Annotated in this window: 17 protein-coding genes; 6 read left to right on the forward strand and 11 right to left on the reverse strand. The window is 66.7% G+C overall.

The annotated features are described in order from the left end of the window. Positions 1 to 54: 54 nt before the first annotated feature. The 5 genes from G3N99_RS19340 to dapF all read right to left on the reverse strand — a co-directional run bounded on the left by G3N99_RS19340 (position 55) and on the right by dapF (position 5,196). Positions 55 to 1,134 carry a GTP-binding protein gene (locus G3N99_RS19340; RefSeq protein WP_174937443.1) on the reverse strand — a complete coding sequence of 360 codons (1,080 nt, stop codon included), beginning with the start codon at positions 1,132 to 1,134 and terminating at the stop codon, positions 55 to 57. A gap of 200 nt (positions 1,135 to 1,334) precedes the next feature. Continuing rightward, positions 1,335 to 2,549: a class I SAM-dependent rRNA methyltransferase gene (locus G3N99_RS19345; protein WP_174948139.1), complete on the reverse strand. Its 1,215-nt coding sequence runs from the start codon at positions 2,547 to 2,549 to the stop codon at positions 1,335 to 1,337. Positions 2,550 to 2,625: 76 nt separating this feature from the next. After that, positions 2,626 to 3,546, reverse strand: a complete 921-nt coding sequence (xerC, locus tag G3N99_RS19350; protein WP_174937446.1) for a tyrosine recombinase XerC — start codon at positions 3,544 to 3,546, stop codon at positions 2,626 to 2,628. A gap of 14 nt (positions 3,547 to 3,560) precedes the next feature. Then, on the reverse strand, positions 3,561 to 4,289 hold the full coding sequence (locus tag G3N99_RS19355) for a DUF484 family protein (RefSeq protein ID WP_206123209.1): 729 nt from the start codon (positions 4,287 to 4,289) through the stop codon (positions 3,561 to 3,563). 37 nt (positions 4,290 to 4,326) lie between these two features. Next, positions 4,327 to 5,196 (reverse strand): diaminopimelate epimerase, encoded by an 870-nt coding sequence (gene dapF / locus G3N99_RS19360; protein WP_174989355.1) that lies wholly within the window; start codon positions 5,194 to 5,196, stop codon positions 4,327 to 4,329. Between the two features lie 281 nt (positions 5,197 to 5,477). Here dapF and G3N99_RS19365 point away from each other — a divergent pair, with 281 nt between their 5' ends. Beyond that, positions 5,478 to 5,759, forward strand: a complete 282-nt coding sequence (locus G3N99_RS19365; protein ID WP_206123210.1) for a HigA family addiction module antitoxin — start codon at positions 5,478 to 5,480, stop codon at positions 5,757 to 5,759. Positions 5,760 to 5,807: 48 nt separating this feature from the next. Here the strand turns inward: G3N99_RS19365 and lpxL are convergent, their stop codons facing one another. Beyond that, entirely contained in the window at positions 5,808 to 6,692 is an 885-nt protein-coding gene (gene lpxL, locus G3N99_RS19370) for a lauroyl acyltransferase LpxL (protein ID WP_174937453.1), read from the reverse strand. Positions 6,693 to 6,957: 265 nt separating this feature from the next. On the opposite strand from lpxL, the gene metK reads away from it, so the two are divergent. After that, on the forward strand, positions 6,958 to 8,145 hold the full coding sequence (gene metK / locus G3N99_RS19375) for a methionine adenosyltransferase (RefSeq protein WP_011353531.1): 1,188 nt from the start codon (positions 6,958 to 6,960) through the stop codon (positions 8,143 to 8,145). 131 nt (positions 8,146 to 8,276) lie between these two features. Here the strand turns inward: metK and G3N99_RS19380 are convergent, their stop codons facing one another. Beyond that, on the reverse strand, positions 8,277 to 8,618 hold the full coding sequence (locus tag G3N99_RS19380) for a hypothetical protein (protein ID WP_011353530.1): 342 nt from the start codon (positions 8,616 to 8,618) through the stop codon (positions 8,277 to 8,279). Positions 8,619 to 8,972: 354 nt separating this feature from the next. Here G3N99_RS19380 and G3N99_RS19385 point away from each other — a divergent pair, with 354 nt between their 5' ends. Next, positions 8,973 to 9,746, forward strand: a complete 774-nt coding sequence (locus tag G3N99_RS19385; protein ID WP_174937455.1) for a phytanoyl-CoA dioxygenase family protein — start codon at positions 8,973 to 8,975, stop codon at positions 9,744 to 9,746. Positions 9,747 to 9,894: 148 nt separating this feature from the next. Here G3N99_RS19385 and G3N99_RS19390 read toward each other — a convergent pair whose 3' ends face one another. Further along, the gene (locus tag G3N99_RS19390; protein ID WP_011353528.1) at positions 9,895 to 10,101 is read right to left on the reverse strand and encodes a DUF3185 family protein; all 207 of its coding nucleotides are present in this window, start codon (positions 10,099 to 10,101) and stop codon (positions 9,895 to 9,897) included. A 193-nt stretch (positions 10,102 to 10,294) separates the two neighbouring features. Between G3N99_RS19390 and mgrA the strand changes: the two genes are divergently transcribed. Beyond that, entirely contained in the window at positions 10,295 to 11,338 is a 1,044-nt protein-coding gene (mgrA, locus tag G3N99_RS19395; RefSeq protein ID WP_174937456.1) for an L-glyceraldehyde 3-phosphate reductase, read from the forward strand. Between the two features lie 110 nt (positions 11,339 to 11,448). On the opposite strand, the gene G3N99_RS19400 is transcribed toward mgrA, so the two are convergent. Together G3N99_RS19400 and G3N99_RS19405 are read right to left on the reverse strand one after the other, a co-directional pair. Continuing rightward, the gene (locus G3N99_RS19400; RefSeq protein ID WP_011353526.1) at positions 11,449 to 11,634 is read right to left on the reverse strand and encodes a hypothetical protein; all 186 of its coding nucleotides are present in this window, start codon (positions 11,632 to 11,634) and stop codon (positions 11,449 to 11,451) included. Between the two features lie 302 nt (positions 11,635 to 11,936). Beyond that, positions 11,937 to 12,818 carry a DMT family transporter gene (locus G3N99_RS19405; RefSeq protein ID WP_174989359.1) on the reverse strand — a complete coding sequence of 294 codons (882 nt, stop codon included), beginning with the start codon at positions 12,816 to 12,818 and terminating at the stop codon, positions 11,937 to 11,939. A gap of 783 nt (positions 12,819 to 13,601) precedes the next feature. On the opposite strand from G3N99_RS19405, the gene G3N99_RS19410 reads away from it, so the two are divergent. Together G3N99_RS19410 and G3N99_RS19415 are read left to right on the forward strand one after the other, a co-directional pair. Next, positions 13,602 to 13,814, forward strand: a complete 213-nt coding sequence (locus G3N99_RS19410; protein ID WP_011353523.1) for a hypothetical protein — start codon at positions 13,602 to 13,604, stop codon at positions 13,812 to 13,814. Between the two features lie 49 nt (positions 13,815 to 13,863). After that, positions 13,864 to 14,895, forward strand: coding sequence for a serine/threonine protein kinase (locus tag G3N99_RS19415; RefSeq protein ID WP_174937465.1), 1,032 nt, complete (start codon positions 13,864 to 13,866; stop codon positions 14,893 to 14,895). A gap of 72 nt (positions 14,896 to 14,967) precedes the next feature. Here the strand turns inward: G3N99_RS19415 and G3N99_RS19420 are convergent, their stop codons facing one another. After that, entirely contained in the window at positions 14,968 to 16,410 is a 1,443-nt protein-coding gene (locus tag G3N99_RS19420; RefSeq protein ID WP_206123211.1) for a coniferyl aldehyde dehydrogenase, read from the reverse strand. Between the last annotated feature and the right edge of the window lie 95 nt (positions 16,411 to 16,505).

The raw sequence follows: 16,505 nt of genomic DNA on the forward strand, positions 1-16,505 counted from the left end.
TAGCCGCCTGCGAGGCGGCCGCGCGGCGGCGTGTGCGGCGGTTGCCCGCGCGCGTCAGGCGAGGCAGGCGTCGAGGCCGTCGGTGATCAGGTCCTGCGGCAGATCGACGCCGATGAACACCATCTTGTTCGTCTTCTTCTCGACCGGCAGCCACTTCGAGGCGAGGTCGCTGCCCATCATCTGGTGCACGCCCTGGAACACGACCTTGCGGTCGACGCCCTTCATGTACAGCACGCCCTTGTAGCGCAGCATCCGCTCGCCGTAGATCTGCAGGATGCCGCCGAGGAAGTCTTCCAGCTTGTTCGGGTCGAACGGGCGGTCGTTGCGGTACACGAACGACTTGATCTTGTCGTCGTGGTGCGCGTGGTGATGATGGTGGTGGCCATGGTCGTGATCGTGCGCGCATTGACCGTGATCGTGGTCGCAATTGGCGTGATCGTGATCATGGTCGTGATCGTGGTGGTGGTGCGCGTGATCGTCTTCGGCGAGGAAGTCGGGGTCGATCTCGAGCTTCGCGTTCAGGTTGAAGCCGCGCAGGTCGAAGATTTCCTTGATGTCCGCTTCGCCGAAGTTCACGACCTTGATCGCGGCCTTCGGGTTCATGTGCATCAGGCGGTGCTTCAGGCCGGCCACCGTCTGGTCGTCGACCAGGTCCGACTTCGTGATGAACAGGCGATCGGCGAAGCCGACCTGGCGCTGCACGACTTCGTGCTCGTCGAGCTGCGCGTTCGCGTGCTTCGCGTCGACCAGCGTGATGACCGCGTCGAGCAGGAAATCGTCGGCGATTTCGCTGTCGATGAAGAAGGTCTGCGCGACCGGGCCCGGGTTCGCGAGGCCGGTCGTTTCGATCACGATGCGGTCGAAGTCGAGCTTGCCTTCGCGCTTCTTCGCGGCGAGATCGCCGAGCGTGCGCGCGAGGTCGCCGCGGATCGTGCAGCAGATGCAGCCGTTGCTCATCTGGATGATCTGCTCGTTCGAATCCTGGATGAGGATTTCGTTGTCGATGTTCTCTTCGCCGAACTCGTTCTCGATCACGGCGATCTTCATGCCGTGCTGTTCGTTCAGGATGCGCTTGAGCAGCGTCGTCTTGCCGCTGCCGAGGAAGCCGGTAAGGATGGTGACGGGAGTGGCCATGTCAATCGCCTGTGGTTCGTGAATCGGGGTCAAAACCAGGATGTGCGTCGCGCCCGGGGCTTTGCCAGCCGGGGCGCACAACCATCCATTGAAACATACCTGTCAAGCCCTCGCCCGTCGTCCGAACGACAGGCGGGAGCGCGGATCCGCCGGGTGCCAGGCAGCGGCCGGCGGCCGGTTACGCGCGTAGATCGGGGCGATCAGACGATTTGCAACAGCAGGCCCTTCAGATATTCGCCTTCCGGGAAGGCGGCGAGCAGCGGGTGATCGACCCCCGCGCCGAGGCGCTTCAGGATGCGCGCGTCGACCTTCGCGTCCGCGGCCGCGCCCGCGACGATCTTCTGGAACAGGTCCATGTCGATCGCGCCCGAGCACGAGTACGTGAACAGCAGGCCGCCCGGACGCAGCAGCTTGAAGCCGCTCAGGTTGATGTCCTTGTACGCACGCGCCGCGCGATCGACGCTGTCGCGGGTCGGCGCGAACTTCGGCGGATCGAGCACGATCAGGTCGAAACGCTCGCCTTCGTCGACGAGGCGGCGCAGCGTCTTGAATGCGTCGGCGTCGAGCCAGGTCGCGCGTTCGGCGTCGAAGCCGTTGGCGACGACGTTCTGCTGCGCGAGCGCGAGCGCATCGCCCGACGAGTCGATCGACACGACGCGCTTCGCGCCGCCCTTGAGCGCCGCGAGCGAGAAGCCGCCGGTGTAGCAGAAACAGTTCAGCACGTCGCGATCGGCCGCGTACTGCGCAACCAGTGCGCGGTTGTCGCGCTGGTCGACGTAGAAGCCGGTCTTGTGGCCGTTCGGCACGTCGACGTGATAGCGCACGCCGTTTTCGTTCGAGATCAGGGTCGCGGGCGGCGCATCGCCGGCCAGCACGCCGGTGGTTTGTTCGAGCCCTTCCTTGTCGCGGATCGACACGTCCGAGCGCTCGTAGACGTTCGGGCAGTCCGTCGCGCCGACGAGCGCCTTCACGATCGCGTCCTTCCACGCCTCGACGCCCGCGGCCATGAACTGGCAGACGAGCTGGCCGCGTGGCGCCGCACCGGCTTCGGCGGTATCCGCGACGTAGTAGTCGACGATCAGCCCCGGCAGCCCGTCGGCTTCGCCGAACACGAGCCGCACCGCGCCCGTGCCCGACACCATCGTCGTGCGGTGCGCGACCGCGCGCTGCACGCGGCGCTTGAAGAACGCGTGGTCGATCGGCTCGTTCTCGTCGAAGCTCCACACGCGCACGCGGATCTGCGATTGCGGGCTGTACGCGCCGCGCGCGAGGAAGCGGCCGTCGTGCGTGCGCACGATCACGGTCGCGCCGGGCGCGGGCTTGCCGTCGACGCGGTCGATCGCATTGGCGTAGATCCACGGATGGCGACGCAGCAGCGATTTTTCCTTGGACGGCTTGAGGGTGACGGTTTGCATGATGAGATCGAAATGGGCCGTGCGCGACGCCGACCGTGGCCGGTCGCCGCGCGCGGCGGGTAACACGGGAAGCGCGTCAGTCGCGCTTCTTCGCGCGCGGATGCGCGCTGTCGTAAATCTTCGCGAGATGCTGGAAGTCGAGCGACGTATAGACCTGCGTCGCGGAGACGCTTGCGTGGCCGAGCAATTCCTGCACTGCGCGCAGGTCGCCGCTCGACTGCAGCACGTGCGTCGCGAACGAGTGGCGCAGCACGTGCGGATGGACGTTGGCGGGGATGCCCGCGGTGAGCGCCGCGCGCTTCACGCGCTCGCGCACGACGCCCGGCGACATCCGGTTGCCGCGCACGGACACGAACAGCGGATGCGGATCGTGCTTCACGAATTCGCCGCGCACCGCGAGCCAGGCGTTCAGCGCATCGATCGCCTTGCGGCCGACCGGCACCTTGCGTTCCTTGTTGCCCTTGCCGCGCACGGTGACTTCGGCTTCGGCGAGGTCGAGCCAGCCGGTCGAGCGGTAGCCATCGGCCTGCGTGTACATCACGTCAAGCCCGATCAGCTCCGCGAGGCGCAGCCCCGACGAATAGAACAGCTCGAGGATCGCGTGATCGCGGATGCCTTCGGTCGTGTTGGCGAGCGGCGCGTCCATCAATGCGGACGCATCGTCGACCGACAACGCCTTCGGCAAGGTTTTCGCACGTTTCGGCGCACGCACCGCGGCAACCGGGTTCGCGGGCATCTCGATGCGCTGCGCGAGCCAGCGGTAGAACGCGCGCCATGCGGACAGCCGGTGCGAGATCGACCGCGCGGACAGCCCGCCCGCGTGTGCGCGCGCGACCGCGCCGCGCATGTCGGCGGCCGTCAGCGCTTCGAGCGGCCGACCGTTCGCGAGCTTCTTCAGCTCGTCGAGTTCGTGCGTGTATCCGCGCAGCGTGTGTTCCGACAGCTGCCTGACGTGCTTCAGGTTCGACAGGTAGGCGGCGATCGGATCGTCTGTCATCGCGTGCGGGAGGTTCAGTGCGGCAGCAGGCGCGTGAGCGCGGCGCTTGCGAGCGTCGCGATCTGCGCGAGGAAATCGGTGGCCATCCCGTCGTGGAAGCGGCGCGGGTCGGGCGAGCCCAGGACGAGCAGGCCGAACGCGGGCGCATCGGTGCCGGCGAGCGGCGCACGCAGCGCGAGCAGCGCGACCGATGCGGCCGAACCGTCGCCGGCCGGCGGCGCGGCTTCCGTGCCTTCCGCCGCATTCGCGGCCGAGGCGGCGACCGCGGGCGCCAGCCACTGCGCGGCTTCGAAGCCCGTGTTCGCGCCGCAGTACGGCGTCGACAGCCCATTCGTGAACAGGCGCACTTCCTCGCCGACCTGGCGCGCGAAATCGGCTTGCGAGTAGGTGTCGGCGACGTCCCACACGCGCAGCGCCGTCTGCGGCACGTCGAATACTTCGGCGATGCCGTCGGCGATCGTGCGCGGCAGCGCGTACGGATCGCGTTCCGCGATCACGCGTGCGGTCCAGCGGCTGAACTTCGCGGACAGGCTGTCGTTCTCGTGGCCGTAGCGCACGAGTTCGGCGAGCCGGCGCTCGAGATGCTTGTTCTTGTCGCGCAGCATCTCCATTTGCCGCTCCTGCAGCGAGATCGCGGCCTTGCCGTGCGGGTTCGCGAGGCGGATCGTCGCGAGCAGTTCGGCGTGCTGCGCGAAGAATTCGGGATTGGCGAGCAGGTAGTCGGCGACTTCGCGATCGTTCATGTGGCTGGAGCGTTCAGTTATCAAGGACGTTGCGGGGTCAGGCGGGCAGGTCGATCTCGCCTTCGAACACGGTCGTGGCGGGGCCGGCCATCATCAGCGCGGCGGCTTCGTCGCGCGCGCCGTCCCAGCTGATCGTCAGCGTGCCGCCGTGCGTGTGCACGGTCACGGGCGAATCGAGCAGGCCGCGCCGGATGCCGGCCGCGACCGCCGCGCACGCGCCGGTGCCGCACGCAAGCGTCTCGCCCGCCGCGCGTTCGTACACGCGCAGCTTCACTTCGCTGCGCGACACGACCTGCATGAAGCCGGCGTTCACGCGCTCCGGGAAGCGCGCGTGGTGCTCGATCAGCGGGCCTTCTTCGAGCACCGGATACGCCTCGGTGTCGTCGACGACCTGCACCGCGTGCGGGTTGCCCATCGTCACCGTCGAGATCCAGCGCGTCGCGCCGCCGACGTCGAGCGGCCACAGCGTGTCGTGGCCCTCGGTGCGGCCGTCGAGGCCTGCTGCATCGAACGGCACTTGTGCCGGCGTGAACACGGGCGCACCCATGTCGACGACGACTTCGCCGTTGTCCTGCATCGTCAGCGTGATCAGGCCCTTCATCACCTGCACGCGCACGCTGCGCTTGTCGGTCAGGCCGCGGTCGCTGACGAATTTCACGAAGCAGCGTGCGCCGTTGCCGCAGTGCTCGACCTCGCCGCCGTCGCAATTGAAGATCCGGTACTTGAAATCCACGCCGTCGACGGTCGGTTTTTCGACGAGCAGCAGCTGGTCGGCGCCGATGCCGAAGTGACGATTGGCGAGCGCACGCACCTGCGCTTCGGTGAGCGGCGGCAACGCGCGCGAATAGCCGTCGAGCACGACGAAGTCGTTGCCCGCGCCGTGCATCTTGGTGAACGAGAGTTTCACTGGGTCCGGATTTCCATGGCGAACAAGGCGGTCAGCGCGGCGCGCGCGACGCCGCGCCATGCCGGGCGGCCTCGTTCGTCGTGCTGATCTCAACCGCAAATGATACATGCAGCCGACAGGGGCGTCCTGCGCGGGCGGGGGCATGAGAGGGATGGCGAGGATGGCGAAGGCATGGAGTGAATTGAGCGAGCGCTTTCGTACGAGTCAAATTGACCGGGCAACCGAACGAATCACATAGTTTGGTCACACGAAAACGGCTCCACGACCTGATCAGGAAAGCCATGACTCACATCTTCAATCCACCTCATCCTGGTGAAGCCCTGCGGGATGACTTGCTGCCGGCGTTCGGCCTTACCGTCACCGAGGCCGCCGCTCGGCTTGGCGTATCGAGTGCCGCGCTGTCGCGGATCCTGCACGGCCATGCCGGCATCTCGTCGGAAATGGCGCTGCGTCTCGAAGCGTGGCTCGGGGAGGACAACGGCGGGCGTGCCGACCTATGGCTCGCGCAGCAGGTCGGGTTCGATTTGTGGCGGGCGCGCGCACAAAGCGTGCAGAAGGTGTAGAGAGGAGTGCAGGCGCGCACATGAAGGCGCGCCCGCGGGTTGAGAGGGTCAGTACAGGCTCGGCTCGCCGTTCGGGCGCGTCTTGAAGCGCTTGTGGACCCAATAATATTGCTCGGGCATCAGCGGGATCTGTTCCTCGAGGAATTCGTTCATCCGTCGCGCGTCGAGATCGTCGTCGCCGGTCGGGTACTGATCCCACGGCTTGAATACCTTCAGACGGTAGCCCTTGTAGTTCGGCAGCACCTCGCCGATGAACGGCACGACCTGCGCACGGCCCGTCTTCGCGAGCCGGCCGACCGCCGTCAGCGTGCAGGCGGGCACGCCGAAGAACGGGACGAACGTCGAATTGCGCAGCCCGTAGTCCATGTCGGCGCCGAGCATCACCGGCTTGCGGTCGCGCAGCCAGCGCAGCACGACGCGCGCGCTGTCCGCGCGGCCGACCATCTCGGCGTCGAAACGCCCACGTGCCTTCTTTGCCTCTTCTTCGAGCACCGCGTTCGAGAACGGCTGGTAGAGCGACCCGCAGCGGCGGTGCAGCGAACGATTCAGCCAGATCGAGCCGGCCTCGATGCCGACGAAATGCAGGCCGAGGAACAGCGTCGGCGGCAGGTCCGGATCGTCGAGGTCGACCGCGCTGTCGACCTGGATCAGCTTCGCGAGCTTTTTCTCCGAGCCGAACCATTGCACGCTGCGTTCGACGTAGCTGCGGATCGCATGGCGGAAGTGTTGCCCGGCGATTTCCTCGCGATGTTCGTCGCTCCAATCAGGGAAGCAGAGTTTCAGATTGGTGTGTACGATGCGCTTTCGCCGGCTGGGGATCTTGTAGAGCAGCCAGCCGAGACCATCGCCGAACCGTGCGGTCAGGCCGTACGGCAACAGGGCGAGCAGTTTCAGCAAGCCAATGGCGAGGTGCGTGGCTAGACGACCTAGCATGCGAAACCTCCGTGGGACCGGCTGGCCGGCGCTTTGCGAACAGGGTGGTGAAACAGCGGAAGATGCAGCACGGGCGGCGCTCTGTGACAATTCAGGAAAGCCGCTATAATACGGGCTTCGCCGAGTTAACTGACAACTTGCGGGGCGAAGCCGGTTAGCGTTACACGCGCTGCCCGGTCCTGGTAATCCGCTAAAGCGTCGCCGCTTCAGGCCCAACGAAGCTGGCTACGTGAAACCAACCGTAACCACACAGGAGCCTGAAAAAGTGGCAAACGATTACCTCTTCACGTCCGAATCCGTCTCTGAAGGCCATCCGGACAAAGTCGCGGACCAAATCTCGGACGCGATCCTCGACGCCATCCTCGAGCAAGACAAGTATTCCCGCGTTGCGGCGGAAACGCTGTGCAACACGGGTCTCGTCGTCCTGGCCGGTGAAATCACCACGACGGCCAACATCGACTACATCCAGATCGCGCGCGACACGATCAAGCGCATCGGCTACGACAACACCGACTACGGCATCGACTACAAGGGTTGCGCCGTGCTCGTCGCGTACGACAAGCAGTCGCCGGACATCGCCCAGGGCGTCGATCGTGCACACGACGACAACCTCGACCAGGGCGCGGGCGACCAGGGTCTGATGTTCGGTTACGCGTGCGATGAAACGCCGGAACTGATGCCGCTGCCGATCTATCTGTCGCACCGCCTCGTCGAGCGTCAGGCCAGCCTGCGCCGCGACGGCCGCCTGCAATGGCTGCGCCCGGACGCGAAGTCGCAGGTGACGGTCCGCTACGTCGACGGCAAGCCGCATTCGATCGACACCGTCGTGCTGTCGACGCAGCACGCACCGGACATCGAGCTGCCGGCGCTGCGTGAAGCTGTGATCGAGGAAATCATCAAGCCGACGCTGCCGGCCGACCTGATCAAGGGCGACATCAAGTTCCTGGTGAACCCGACCGGCCGGTTCGTGATCGGCGGCCCGCAGGGCGATTGCGGCCTGACCGGCCGCAAGATCATCGTCGACACGTACGGCGGTGCCGCACCGCACGGCGGCGGCGCGTTCTCGGGCAAGGATCCGTCGAAGGTCGACCGTTCGGCTGCATACGCAGGCCGCTACGTCGCGAAGAACATCGTCGCCGCCGGCCTCGCGTCGCGCGCGCTGATCCAGGTGTCGTACGCGATCGGCGTTGCCGAGCCGACTTCGGTGATGGTCAATACGTTCGGCACGGGCCGCGTGTCGGATGCGGTGATCACGAAGCTCGTGCGCGAGCATTTCGACCTGCGTCCGAAGGGCATCATCAAGATGCTCGACCTGCTGCGCCCGATCTACGAGAAGACCGCTGCTTACGGCCACTTCGGCCGCGAAGAGCCGGAATTCTCGTGGGAAGCGACCGACAAGGCGCTCGCCCTGGCCGAAGCGGCCGGCGTCGAGCCGACGGCACGCGTCGCGTAAGCGTCGCTCGCCTCAAATGAAAAACCCCGGCAAAGCCGGGGTTTTTTTATGGGTTCCGATCGCCGGGGCAATCGGACCAGCGGGCCACGGCGCGACGGCGATCGTCGCGCGCGGTGCCCGCCGGCGTGCGCTCAGCGCGCGCCGAACCCGAACCAGCCGTTGCTGGCCGCGAGGCGGCGCGGGCGGTTGACGCGGCGCTGCGGGCCGAGCGCGCGGCGCAGCGCAAGCGCGCGCAGCGACGACGGCTTCTGCAGCAGCGAGCGCAGGCCGGCACGGCGCGAGAACGCCTGCGCGCTCATCATCGAGAAAAATGCGTGGAACCACGCGCGGATACCGTCCAGCCGGCTATGTGCGGGCGTACGCTCGGCCAGCGCCTGCGTGCGTGCGCGGTGATGGCGCAGCGAGCGGGCAGGAGCGGGCGGCACAACGCGCTTCGCAGCGCGGCTGAGACGGGAAGTCAGACGGAATGGCATGTGAACGATGCTTCGCTTGTATGGATGGCGCCCTTGAGAGCGCACTGGTATGAACGGCCTCGGATGGCGCAACGGATCTTACCGAAACTCGCTGCGCGCCGCGCCCGCCAGAATTGACAGGCCGCGACAGGCTACAGGGGATTCATGACGGGCAAAAGTCGCGATAAACCCTTGTGCCACAAGGCGTGTGCCGCATACCGCCTGTCGGTGAGGCCAGCGCCGCGACGAACAGTTCCCTTGAGCCGGATCAAATCCGCGATTGGCATGCCCCTGCGCACGACAATGGTGCTGTTCGCGGCATCCGGCGCCGATTTACAATCGTGTCACATTCACACAATAAGCGTCTGGCATCCCATGTCGTCTCCATTGCAGTCGGAATCGATCCGCGCGCAAGTCGCGGAATTGCGCGAGCGCGGCTTTGTCGTCGCGCGTGGCCTCGTCGGCGAGGAACAATGCGCGGCGCTCAGACAGATCGCGGAGCGCCAGTTGCGGGAGGCGGCCGAGCCGATCGAGTTCGAGGCGGACCTGCGCTACCCGGGCGCGCCCGAGTCCAAGCATGCACCGGGCGGGCATACGGTGCGGCGGCTGCTCGATGCGTACTCGCGCGATCCGGCCTTCGCCGAGCGCGCGATCGCACCCGAAATCGGTGCGTGGATGCACGCCTATTTCGGTGAAGAACCGGTGCTGTCGCGCGCGCATCACAACTGCATGATGACGAAGCACCCCGCGTACGGCAGCCTGACCGGCTGGCATCGCGATTTCCGCTACTGGTCGTTCGAGCGCCCGGACATGGTGTCGGTGTGGCTCGCGCTCGGGCCGGAAACGAACGAGAACGGCGCACTGTGGCTCGTACCGGGGTCGCATACGGCCGAATTCGGGCCTGAAGCGTTCGACGACGCGAAGTTCTTCCGCAGCGACCTGCCGGCGAACAAGAAGATGATCGATGCAGCCACGTGCCCGTCGCTGCAGACGGGCGACGTCGTGTTCTTCCACAGCAACACGCTGCATTCGGCCGGGCAGAACCGTTCCGACCAGGTGAAGTTCTCGCTCGTATACACGTACCACGGCGCGAGCAACCGGCCGGTGCCGGGCACGCGTTCGGCGTCGAGGCCGGAAGTGCAGTTCTAGGTTCGGATCGGACGGGCGGTGGCACCGCCGCGATCACGCGATGCGGCGCATCGCGGGCGTTTGAAGCAACGGGCGGCCTGGCCGCCCGTTTCGTTTGGCGCGGCCCGGTCGCAGACGCGGGCCACGTGCGCATCGCGCGGCTGTGCGCTCAGCGCTTGCCGCCCGGCATCGCGAGGCCGATCAGGCCGATGAACGATGCGACGGCGCCGCCCACGATCAGCAGGATCGTCTTCGTTGCGGGCGAGCCGGTGAAGAAGCGCGACACGTTGTCGTTGATCGAATGGAACGACTGGCCGCCGAAATACAGCAGCACGACGCCGCCGACGAGCAGCGCAACCGAGATGACCCGGGACATACCAACCTCGCTGAAACGGTGATTCGAGACGCCGCAGTGTAGGCGACGGCCGCGGTCGCGTCCATCGTCGTGTCGCCGAGCGCGTTCCGGCCGCTTTCGCTACCATAGTCGTCGTATGACTCCTTCGCCGCCGCCGCGCCGTGTGCGCGGCCGGCGCGCGTCCCCTCTCCCGAAGTCCTGACGGAACCGACTCATGGCCTACGAAGCAGCTTCCGAACGTTATGCCGACATGCAATACCGCACCTGCGGCAAATCCGGGCTCAAACTGCCCGCGCTGTCGCTCGGCCTGTGGCACAACTTCGGCGACTCGACGCCGATCTCGACGCAGCGCGAGATCCTGCGCACCGCGTTCGACCTCGGCATCAACCACTTCGATCTCGCGAACAACTACGGGCCGCCGTACGGCAGCGCGGAAACCAACTTCGGCCGGCTGCTGAAGGAGGATTTCCGGCCGTATCGCGACGAGTTGCTGATCTCGACGAAGGCCGGCTGGGACATGTGGCCGGGGCCGTACGGCAGCGGCGGCGGGTCGCGCAAGTACGTGCTCGCGAGCCTCGACCAGAGCCTGCAGCGGATGGGGCTCGACTATGTCGACATCTTCTATTCGCACCGCTTCGACGCGCACACGCCGCTCGAGGAAACGGCGGGCGCGCTCGCGTCGGCCGTGCAGCAGGGCAAGGCGCTCTACATCGGCATTTCGTCGTACTCGGCGGCCAAGACGCGCGAGATGGCCGAGCTGCTCGCGCAGTACAAGGTGCCGCTGCTGATCCACCAGCCGTCGTACAACCTGCTGAATCGCTGGGTCGAAACCGAACTGCTCGGCACGCTCGACGAGATCGGCACGGGCAGCATTGCGTTCACGCCGCTCGCGCAGGGGCTGCTCACGTCGAAGTACCTGAACGGCGTGCCGGCCGACGCGCGCGTGAACAAGCCGGGCGGCGGTTCGCTGAAGCAGGATCACCTGAGCGCGGACAACCTCGACCATGTGCGCAAGCTCAACGCGATCGCCGAACGGCGCGGGCAGAGCCTCGCGCAGATGGCGCTCGCATGGGTATTGCGCAACGGCCGCGTGACGTCCGCGCTGATCGGCGCTAGCCGGGCGGAACAGGTGCGTGAAAACGTCGGCGCGTTGAAGAACCTCGAATTCTCGGCGGAAGAACTCGCGGAGATCGATCGTCACGCGACGGAAGGCGGCATCAATCTGTGGGAAAAGCCATCCACCGATCAGGCGATCTGATCGGCAGTCGATACGGCATGCGAAACAACGCGTGCCGTATCAAAGACTGGCGCGCAACACATCGCATCGCTGCAATGCAGCGATGCACGCCACGCACGGGTGGTGCGCCGCTAGATCAGCGCAGGCAGGCCTTCGACGAGCAACACTGCGACACCGACGCCGAGGATGACGCCCAGCACGCGCAGCAGGTTGTGGCGGAATTCGGTTGCGCACGGCACCGCGCCGAGAAATAGCGCTCCGGCCAGCGCCATCGGAATCAACAGGATGAAGTCGCCGATCGTGAAGTAGGTCGTCATGCGTGTCTCCAAGGTCGGCCGGAGTGGGCGCTTGCGCGCTTGCTCCGGCCCCATGCCGGGTGTTTCTAGTATTGGTCCGACCCGATTGCGAGCGGGGCGGTCAATTCGAGTATAGGCAAACGGCGACGCTTTTCGCTATCCGAACCATTAAAAATCAGCGGAAAGCCAGGCGAATCGCGCATTTTTCCTGCAAGTTAGACGAACGCCTTGCACGTATCTTTCCCGTGCCTTTCGATTTGTGCGGATTCGTCGTATGTGTCCGATGCGTGCCGCCGTACCCATGGGCGCGGCGGCACGCCCGCTCATGCGCGGTCGGGTTGCACGCGGGCGGCCGGCGCGCGGAACACGAGTGCGAGCCCCGCGATGATCGCGCCCATGCCGGCGAGCGCGAGCGGCTCGGGCCGGTTGCCGAGCCACACGGCATCCATCAGCGTGGTGACGACGGGCACGAGATAGAACAGGCTCGTCACGTTGACGAGATCGCCGCGCTGCATCAACCGGTAGAACAGCAGTTGCGCGATCACCGAAATCACGATGCCGAGCCACAACAGCGGGATCACGAATGCCCAGCTCATGTCGAACGACACCGGCCGGAACGGCACGATCGCCACGCACAGCGCGAGGCCGATCGCATTCTGCAGCGGCAGCACGTCGGCGGGCGCCGCACGTACGCGCTTTTGCAGCAGCGAGCCGGCGGTCAGCGCGACGAGCGCGGTGAGCGCGCACGCGATGCCCGCGAGCGACAGGCCGCCGTCTCCTACGCCGCGGAACACGACGAGCGCGAGGCCGGTCAGCGACAGCGCGAGCCCCGCGATGCGCACGGGCTGCCAGCGCCGTTCGACGATCGCGAGCGTGAGGATCGGCTGCACGCCGAGGATCGTCGCGAGCACGCCCGGCGCGATCCCGCGTTCGAGCGCGAGCAGGTAGAAGATCGAATAGCCGCCCATCATCAGCAAGCCGGTCAGCGCGGCCATGCGCCGCTCGCCGCGCGGCGGCAGCCAGCGTTTGCGCAGGAAGGCCAGCCCGAGCAGCACGAGAGACGCCAGTGCGAAACGTGCGGTGAGAAAGACGAACGCGGATGCGTGACGCAGACCGAGTTCAGCGAAGATCGCGCCGCTGCTCCACAGCAGCACGAAGAGCGACGTCGCGCCATGCGCGGCGAGCGCGCGTTTGAACGAAACCATGTGAATCCACCTGTCGAACGGATCGGAACGTTCCATCCGCGCGCGCAGCAACACGCCGTGCGTCATGACGCACGATTGCAGGCCCGCGGGCGAATGGAAGACGAAACGGAAGCCGGCTGGTCAGCCGGCGCGTGCCGCCGGAGGGGGCGGCGCGGCGCCGACGAGCGGCGGTGCGACAGGAGGAGGAAGAACCGACGGATGCGCGCACGCCTGCGGCCGCGAGTCGAACTGCGGCCGGGATTTTGCAAGGGCGGACGTGGACGGATGCATCGTGTCGGAATGCGCTTGAACGCGAATGAGCATCAAAGGTACCGCAAGGCCGGCATCGGACGCAACACCTGTCGGCGGCATCGCGTGACGAAGGGCGATGCGCGCGCAACCGTCGCTGCGCGGGCCGCGTTCGATGCAGGGGAAGGTGGCGACGGTGTAGCGTGGTTCGGCAACCGCAGTCGTGCGAATGTGCGTGGCGACCCTGCATCGGACCCACGGTGCGCGCGGGGTGTCCGTCACGTGCGGGCCGCGGTGATGCCGGGGATTCGGCGGGCAGTCACATTCGACAGGGTATGATGGGGGTAACCGGGTGGGCAAGCGTCTACCCCGGCGCAGTGGTTGATTGGAGACATTCGACGAATTCGCGGCACTTCGCCTGCTTCTTCTTCTTTTCGTGCTTCGATAAACCGTGAACAATGGGATTACGCGCAACGCTCCGTCGAGAGCGCGCGGATCGTGCATTTGCCGGCCCCCAGCGGGCCGGGTTTCAAGATTCAAGAGTGGGGAACCATCATGCATGTCGGGTCGATTGTCTGCACTACCCATATCGCGGTGCCGAAGGGCGCGCGCGGCATCGTCCAGCGCGTTCTGGGCGACATGGCCATGGTGACCTGGTACGCGGGTGTACCGGGCGAGTCCAAGGAACTCAACACCGAGCCGTTCTTTCTCGAGGACCTGATCGACACCGGCGAATCGGTGCTGCCGGCCGGCGCGGCGCTTCACTAAGCGCAACCACCGCACCGGGCGCTCGTCTTTCAGCCCGGCTGGCGGCACAATGCGGGGCATGAAAGACGTCACTTCCGCTCCCGCTTCTCCCGCCGGCCCGCCGTTCGCCGGACTCACGCCCGAGTGCGTGCTCGACGCGCTCGACAGCGTGCTGATACCGGCCGGCCTGCGCACCGACGGGCGCCTGCTCGCGCTCAACAGCTACGAAAACCGCGTCTATCAGGTCGGTATCGAAGACGGCCCGCCGGTCGTCGCGAAGTTCTACCGTCCGGCTCGCTGGTCGGACGAAGCGATCCTCGAAGAGCACGCGTTCGTCGCCGAACTCGCCGCGCGCGAGATTCCGGCGGTGCCTGCGCGCACGTTCGACGGCCGCACGCTGCACGCGTTCGACGGCTTCCGCTTCTCGATCTTCGAGCGGCGCGGCGGCCGCGCGCCCGATCTCGATCGCAGCGACACGCTCGAATGGCTCGGCCGCTTCATCGGCCGGATCCATGCGGTCGGTGCGACGCAGCCGTATGCGGCGCGCCCCGTGCTCGACATCAAGACGTTCGGCTACGAGCCGCGCGACTACCTGCTCGCGCACGATTTCATTCCGGACGATGTGCGGCCCGCGTACGAGACGGCCGTGACGCTCGCGCTCGAAGGCGTCGAGGCCGCGTTCGAGCGGGCGGGCGAGATCCGCCTGCTGCGCACGCACGGCGACTGTCATCCAAGCAACGTGCTGTGGACCGATGCCGGCCCGCACTTCGTCGACTTCGACGACAGCCGGATGGCGCCCGCGATCCAGGATCTGTGGCTGCTGCTGCCGGGCGATCGTGAAGGCGCATCGCGTGCGCTGGCGGACCTGCTGGCCGGCTACGAGGATTTCTGCGAATTCGAGCCGCGCGAGTTGCATCTCGTCGAAGCGCTGCGCACGCTGCGGCTGATCCACTACGCGGCATGGCTCGCGCGGCGCTGGGACGATCCCGCGTTTCCGGCCGCGTTCCCGTGGTTCAACACGCATCGTTACTGGGAAGCGCGCGTGCTCGAGTTGCGCGAGCAGATCGGCGCGATGCAGGAAGGGCCGCTCTGGCCCGTGTGACGGCGCGCGCGGCATCCTCGCCGCGCGGCATGCTGGGACGGGCCGCGGCGCGATGCGCGCGGCCCGTTTCGCTCAGAACTTCAGCATCAGCTTGATCAGCGCGGCGAAGCGCTTGCCGTACGGCGGCGCGAGCAGGTTGCGTGCGTTCAGGCGTGCCTGCGTGAGCACCGGCTTCATCTTCGAGAACGTCACGAAGCCGTCGTAGCCGTGATAGGCGCCCATGCCGCTCGCACCGACACCACCGAACGGCAAACTGCCGCACGCGATGTGCATCAGCGTTTCGTTGATCGACACGCCGCCGGAGATCGTTTCACGCATCACACGGTCGATCGTGCCGCCGTCCTCGTCGAACAGGTAGAGCGCGAGCGGACGCGGGCGTGCATTCACGTAGGCGATCGCTTCGTCGAGCCGTTCGTACGGCACGAGCGGCAGCAGCGGCCCGAAGATTTCCTCCTGCATCAGTTGCGACGCGGCCGGCACCTGCGTGACCGCGCACGGCACGAAGCGGCGCGACGCGGAATCGGATTGCGCGTCGGACAGCGGATGCAACTGCGCGCCGGCCGCCTGCGCGTCGCTCGCGAGTTGCTGCAGCCGCGCGTAGTGGCGCGGCGACACGATCGTCGTGTAGTCGCCGTTGGCCGACAGGTCGGGATACATCTTCGCGAAGCGGGCACGCGCGCGCTCGATGAACGCGGCTTCCATCCCGCGCGGCAGCAGCACGTAGTCGGGTGCGATGCAGGTCTGGCCCGCGTTCAGCGTCTTGCCGGCGACGATCGCGTCGACGGCTGCATCGAAGCGCGCGTTCGGGCCGACGATCGCCGGCGACTTGCCGCCGAGTTCGAGCGTGACGGGCGTGAGGTTGTCGGCGGCCGCGCGCATCACGTGGCGGCCGACGTGCGTCGAGCCGGTGAACAGCAGGTGATCGAACGGCAGCCCGCTGAACGCGGCGCCGACTTCCGCATCGCCGTTCACGACCGCGACGTGGTCACGCGTGAAGGTCTTGGCAATGAGCTGCTCGAACAGCGCCGATGTGCGCGGCGTCAGTTCGGACATCTTGATGATCGCGCGGTTGCCGGCGGCGAGCGCGCAGATCAGCGGGCCGGCCGCGAGCAGCACCGGATAGTTCCACGGCACGACGATGCCGACCACGCCGAGCGGCTGCGGAATCACCTTCGCGCGCGCCGGGCGCAGCCACTTGTTCATTGGTTTGCGGATCGGTTTCATCCAGCGCTTGCCGTGCTTGAGCGCGTCGTCGATCTCTTCCTTCGCCATCCAGATTTCCGACAGCAGCACTTCCTGCTTCGCGCGATGACCGAAATCGGCACTGATCGCTTCGGCGAGTGCATCCGCATGGTCGATCAGCATCGTGCGCAGCGCACGCAGATGCTGCACGCGCGTTTCCCATGCCGGATACGGCGCGCGCAGGTAGGCCGCGCGCTGGTCGCGCAGCAGCGCCGCCAGCGCATCCACCGACGGCACGGCTTGCGGGGCCAGTTCGGGCAGGTCGTTCTTCATGTCGTCTCCTCCAGTTGGGCCTGGCTGGTCGGCCGGCCGTCACGCCGCACGCGCACGCTCGGCGAGCGCGGCGACGCGGATCGGGGTGGTGCGTG

The sequence above is a fragment of the Burkholderia sp. Ac-20392 genome (assembly GCF_017104585.1).
GTDB classification, from domain to species: Bacteria; Pseudomonadota; Gammaproteobacteria; order Burkholderiales; family Burkholderiaceae; genus Burkholderia; species Burkholderia lata.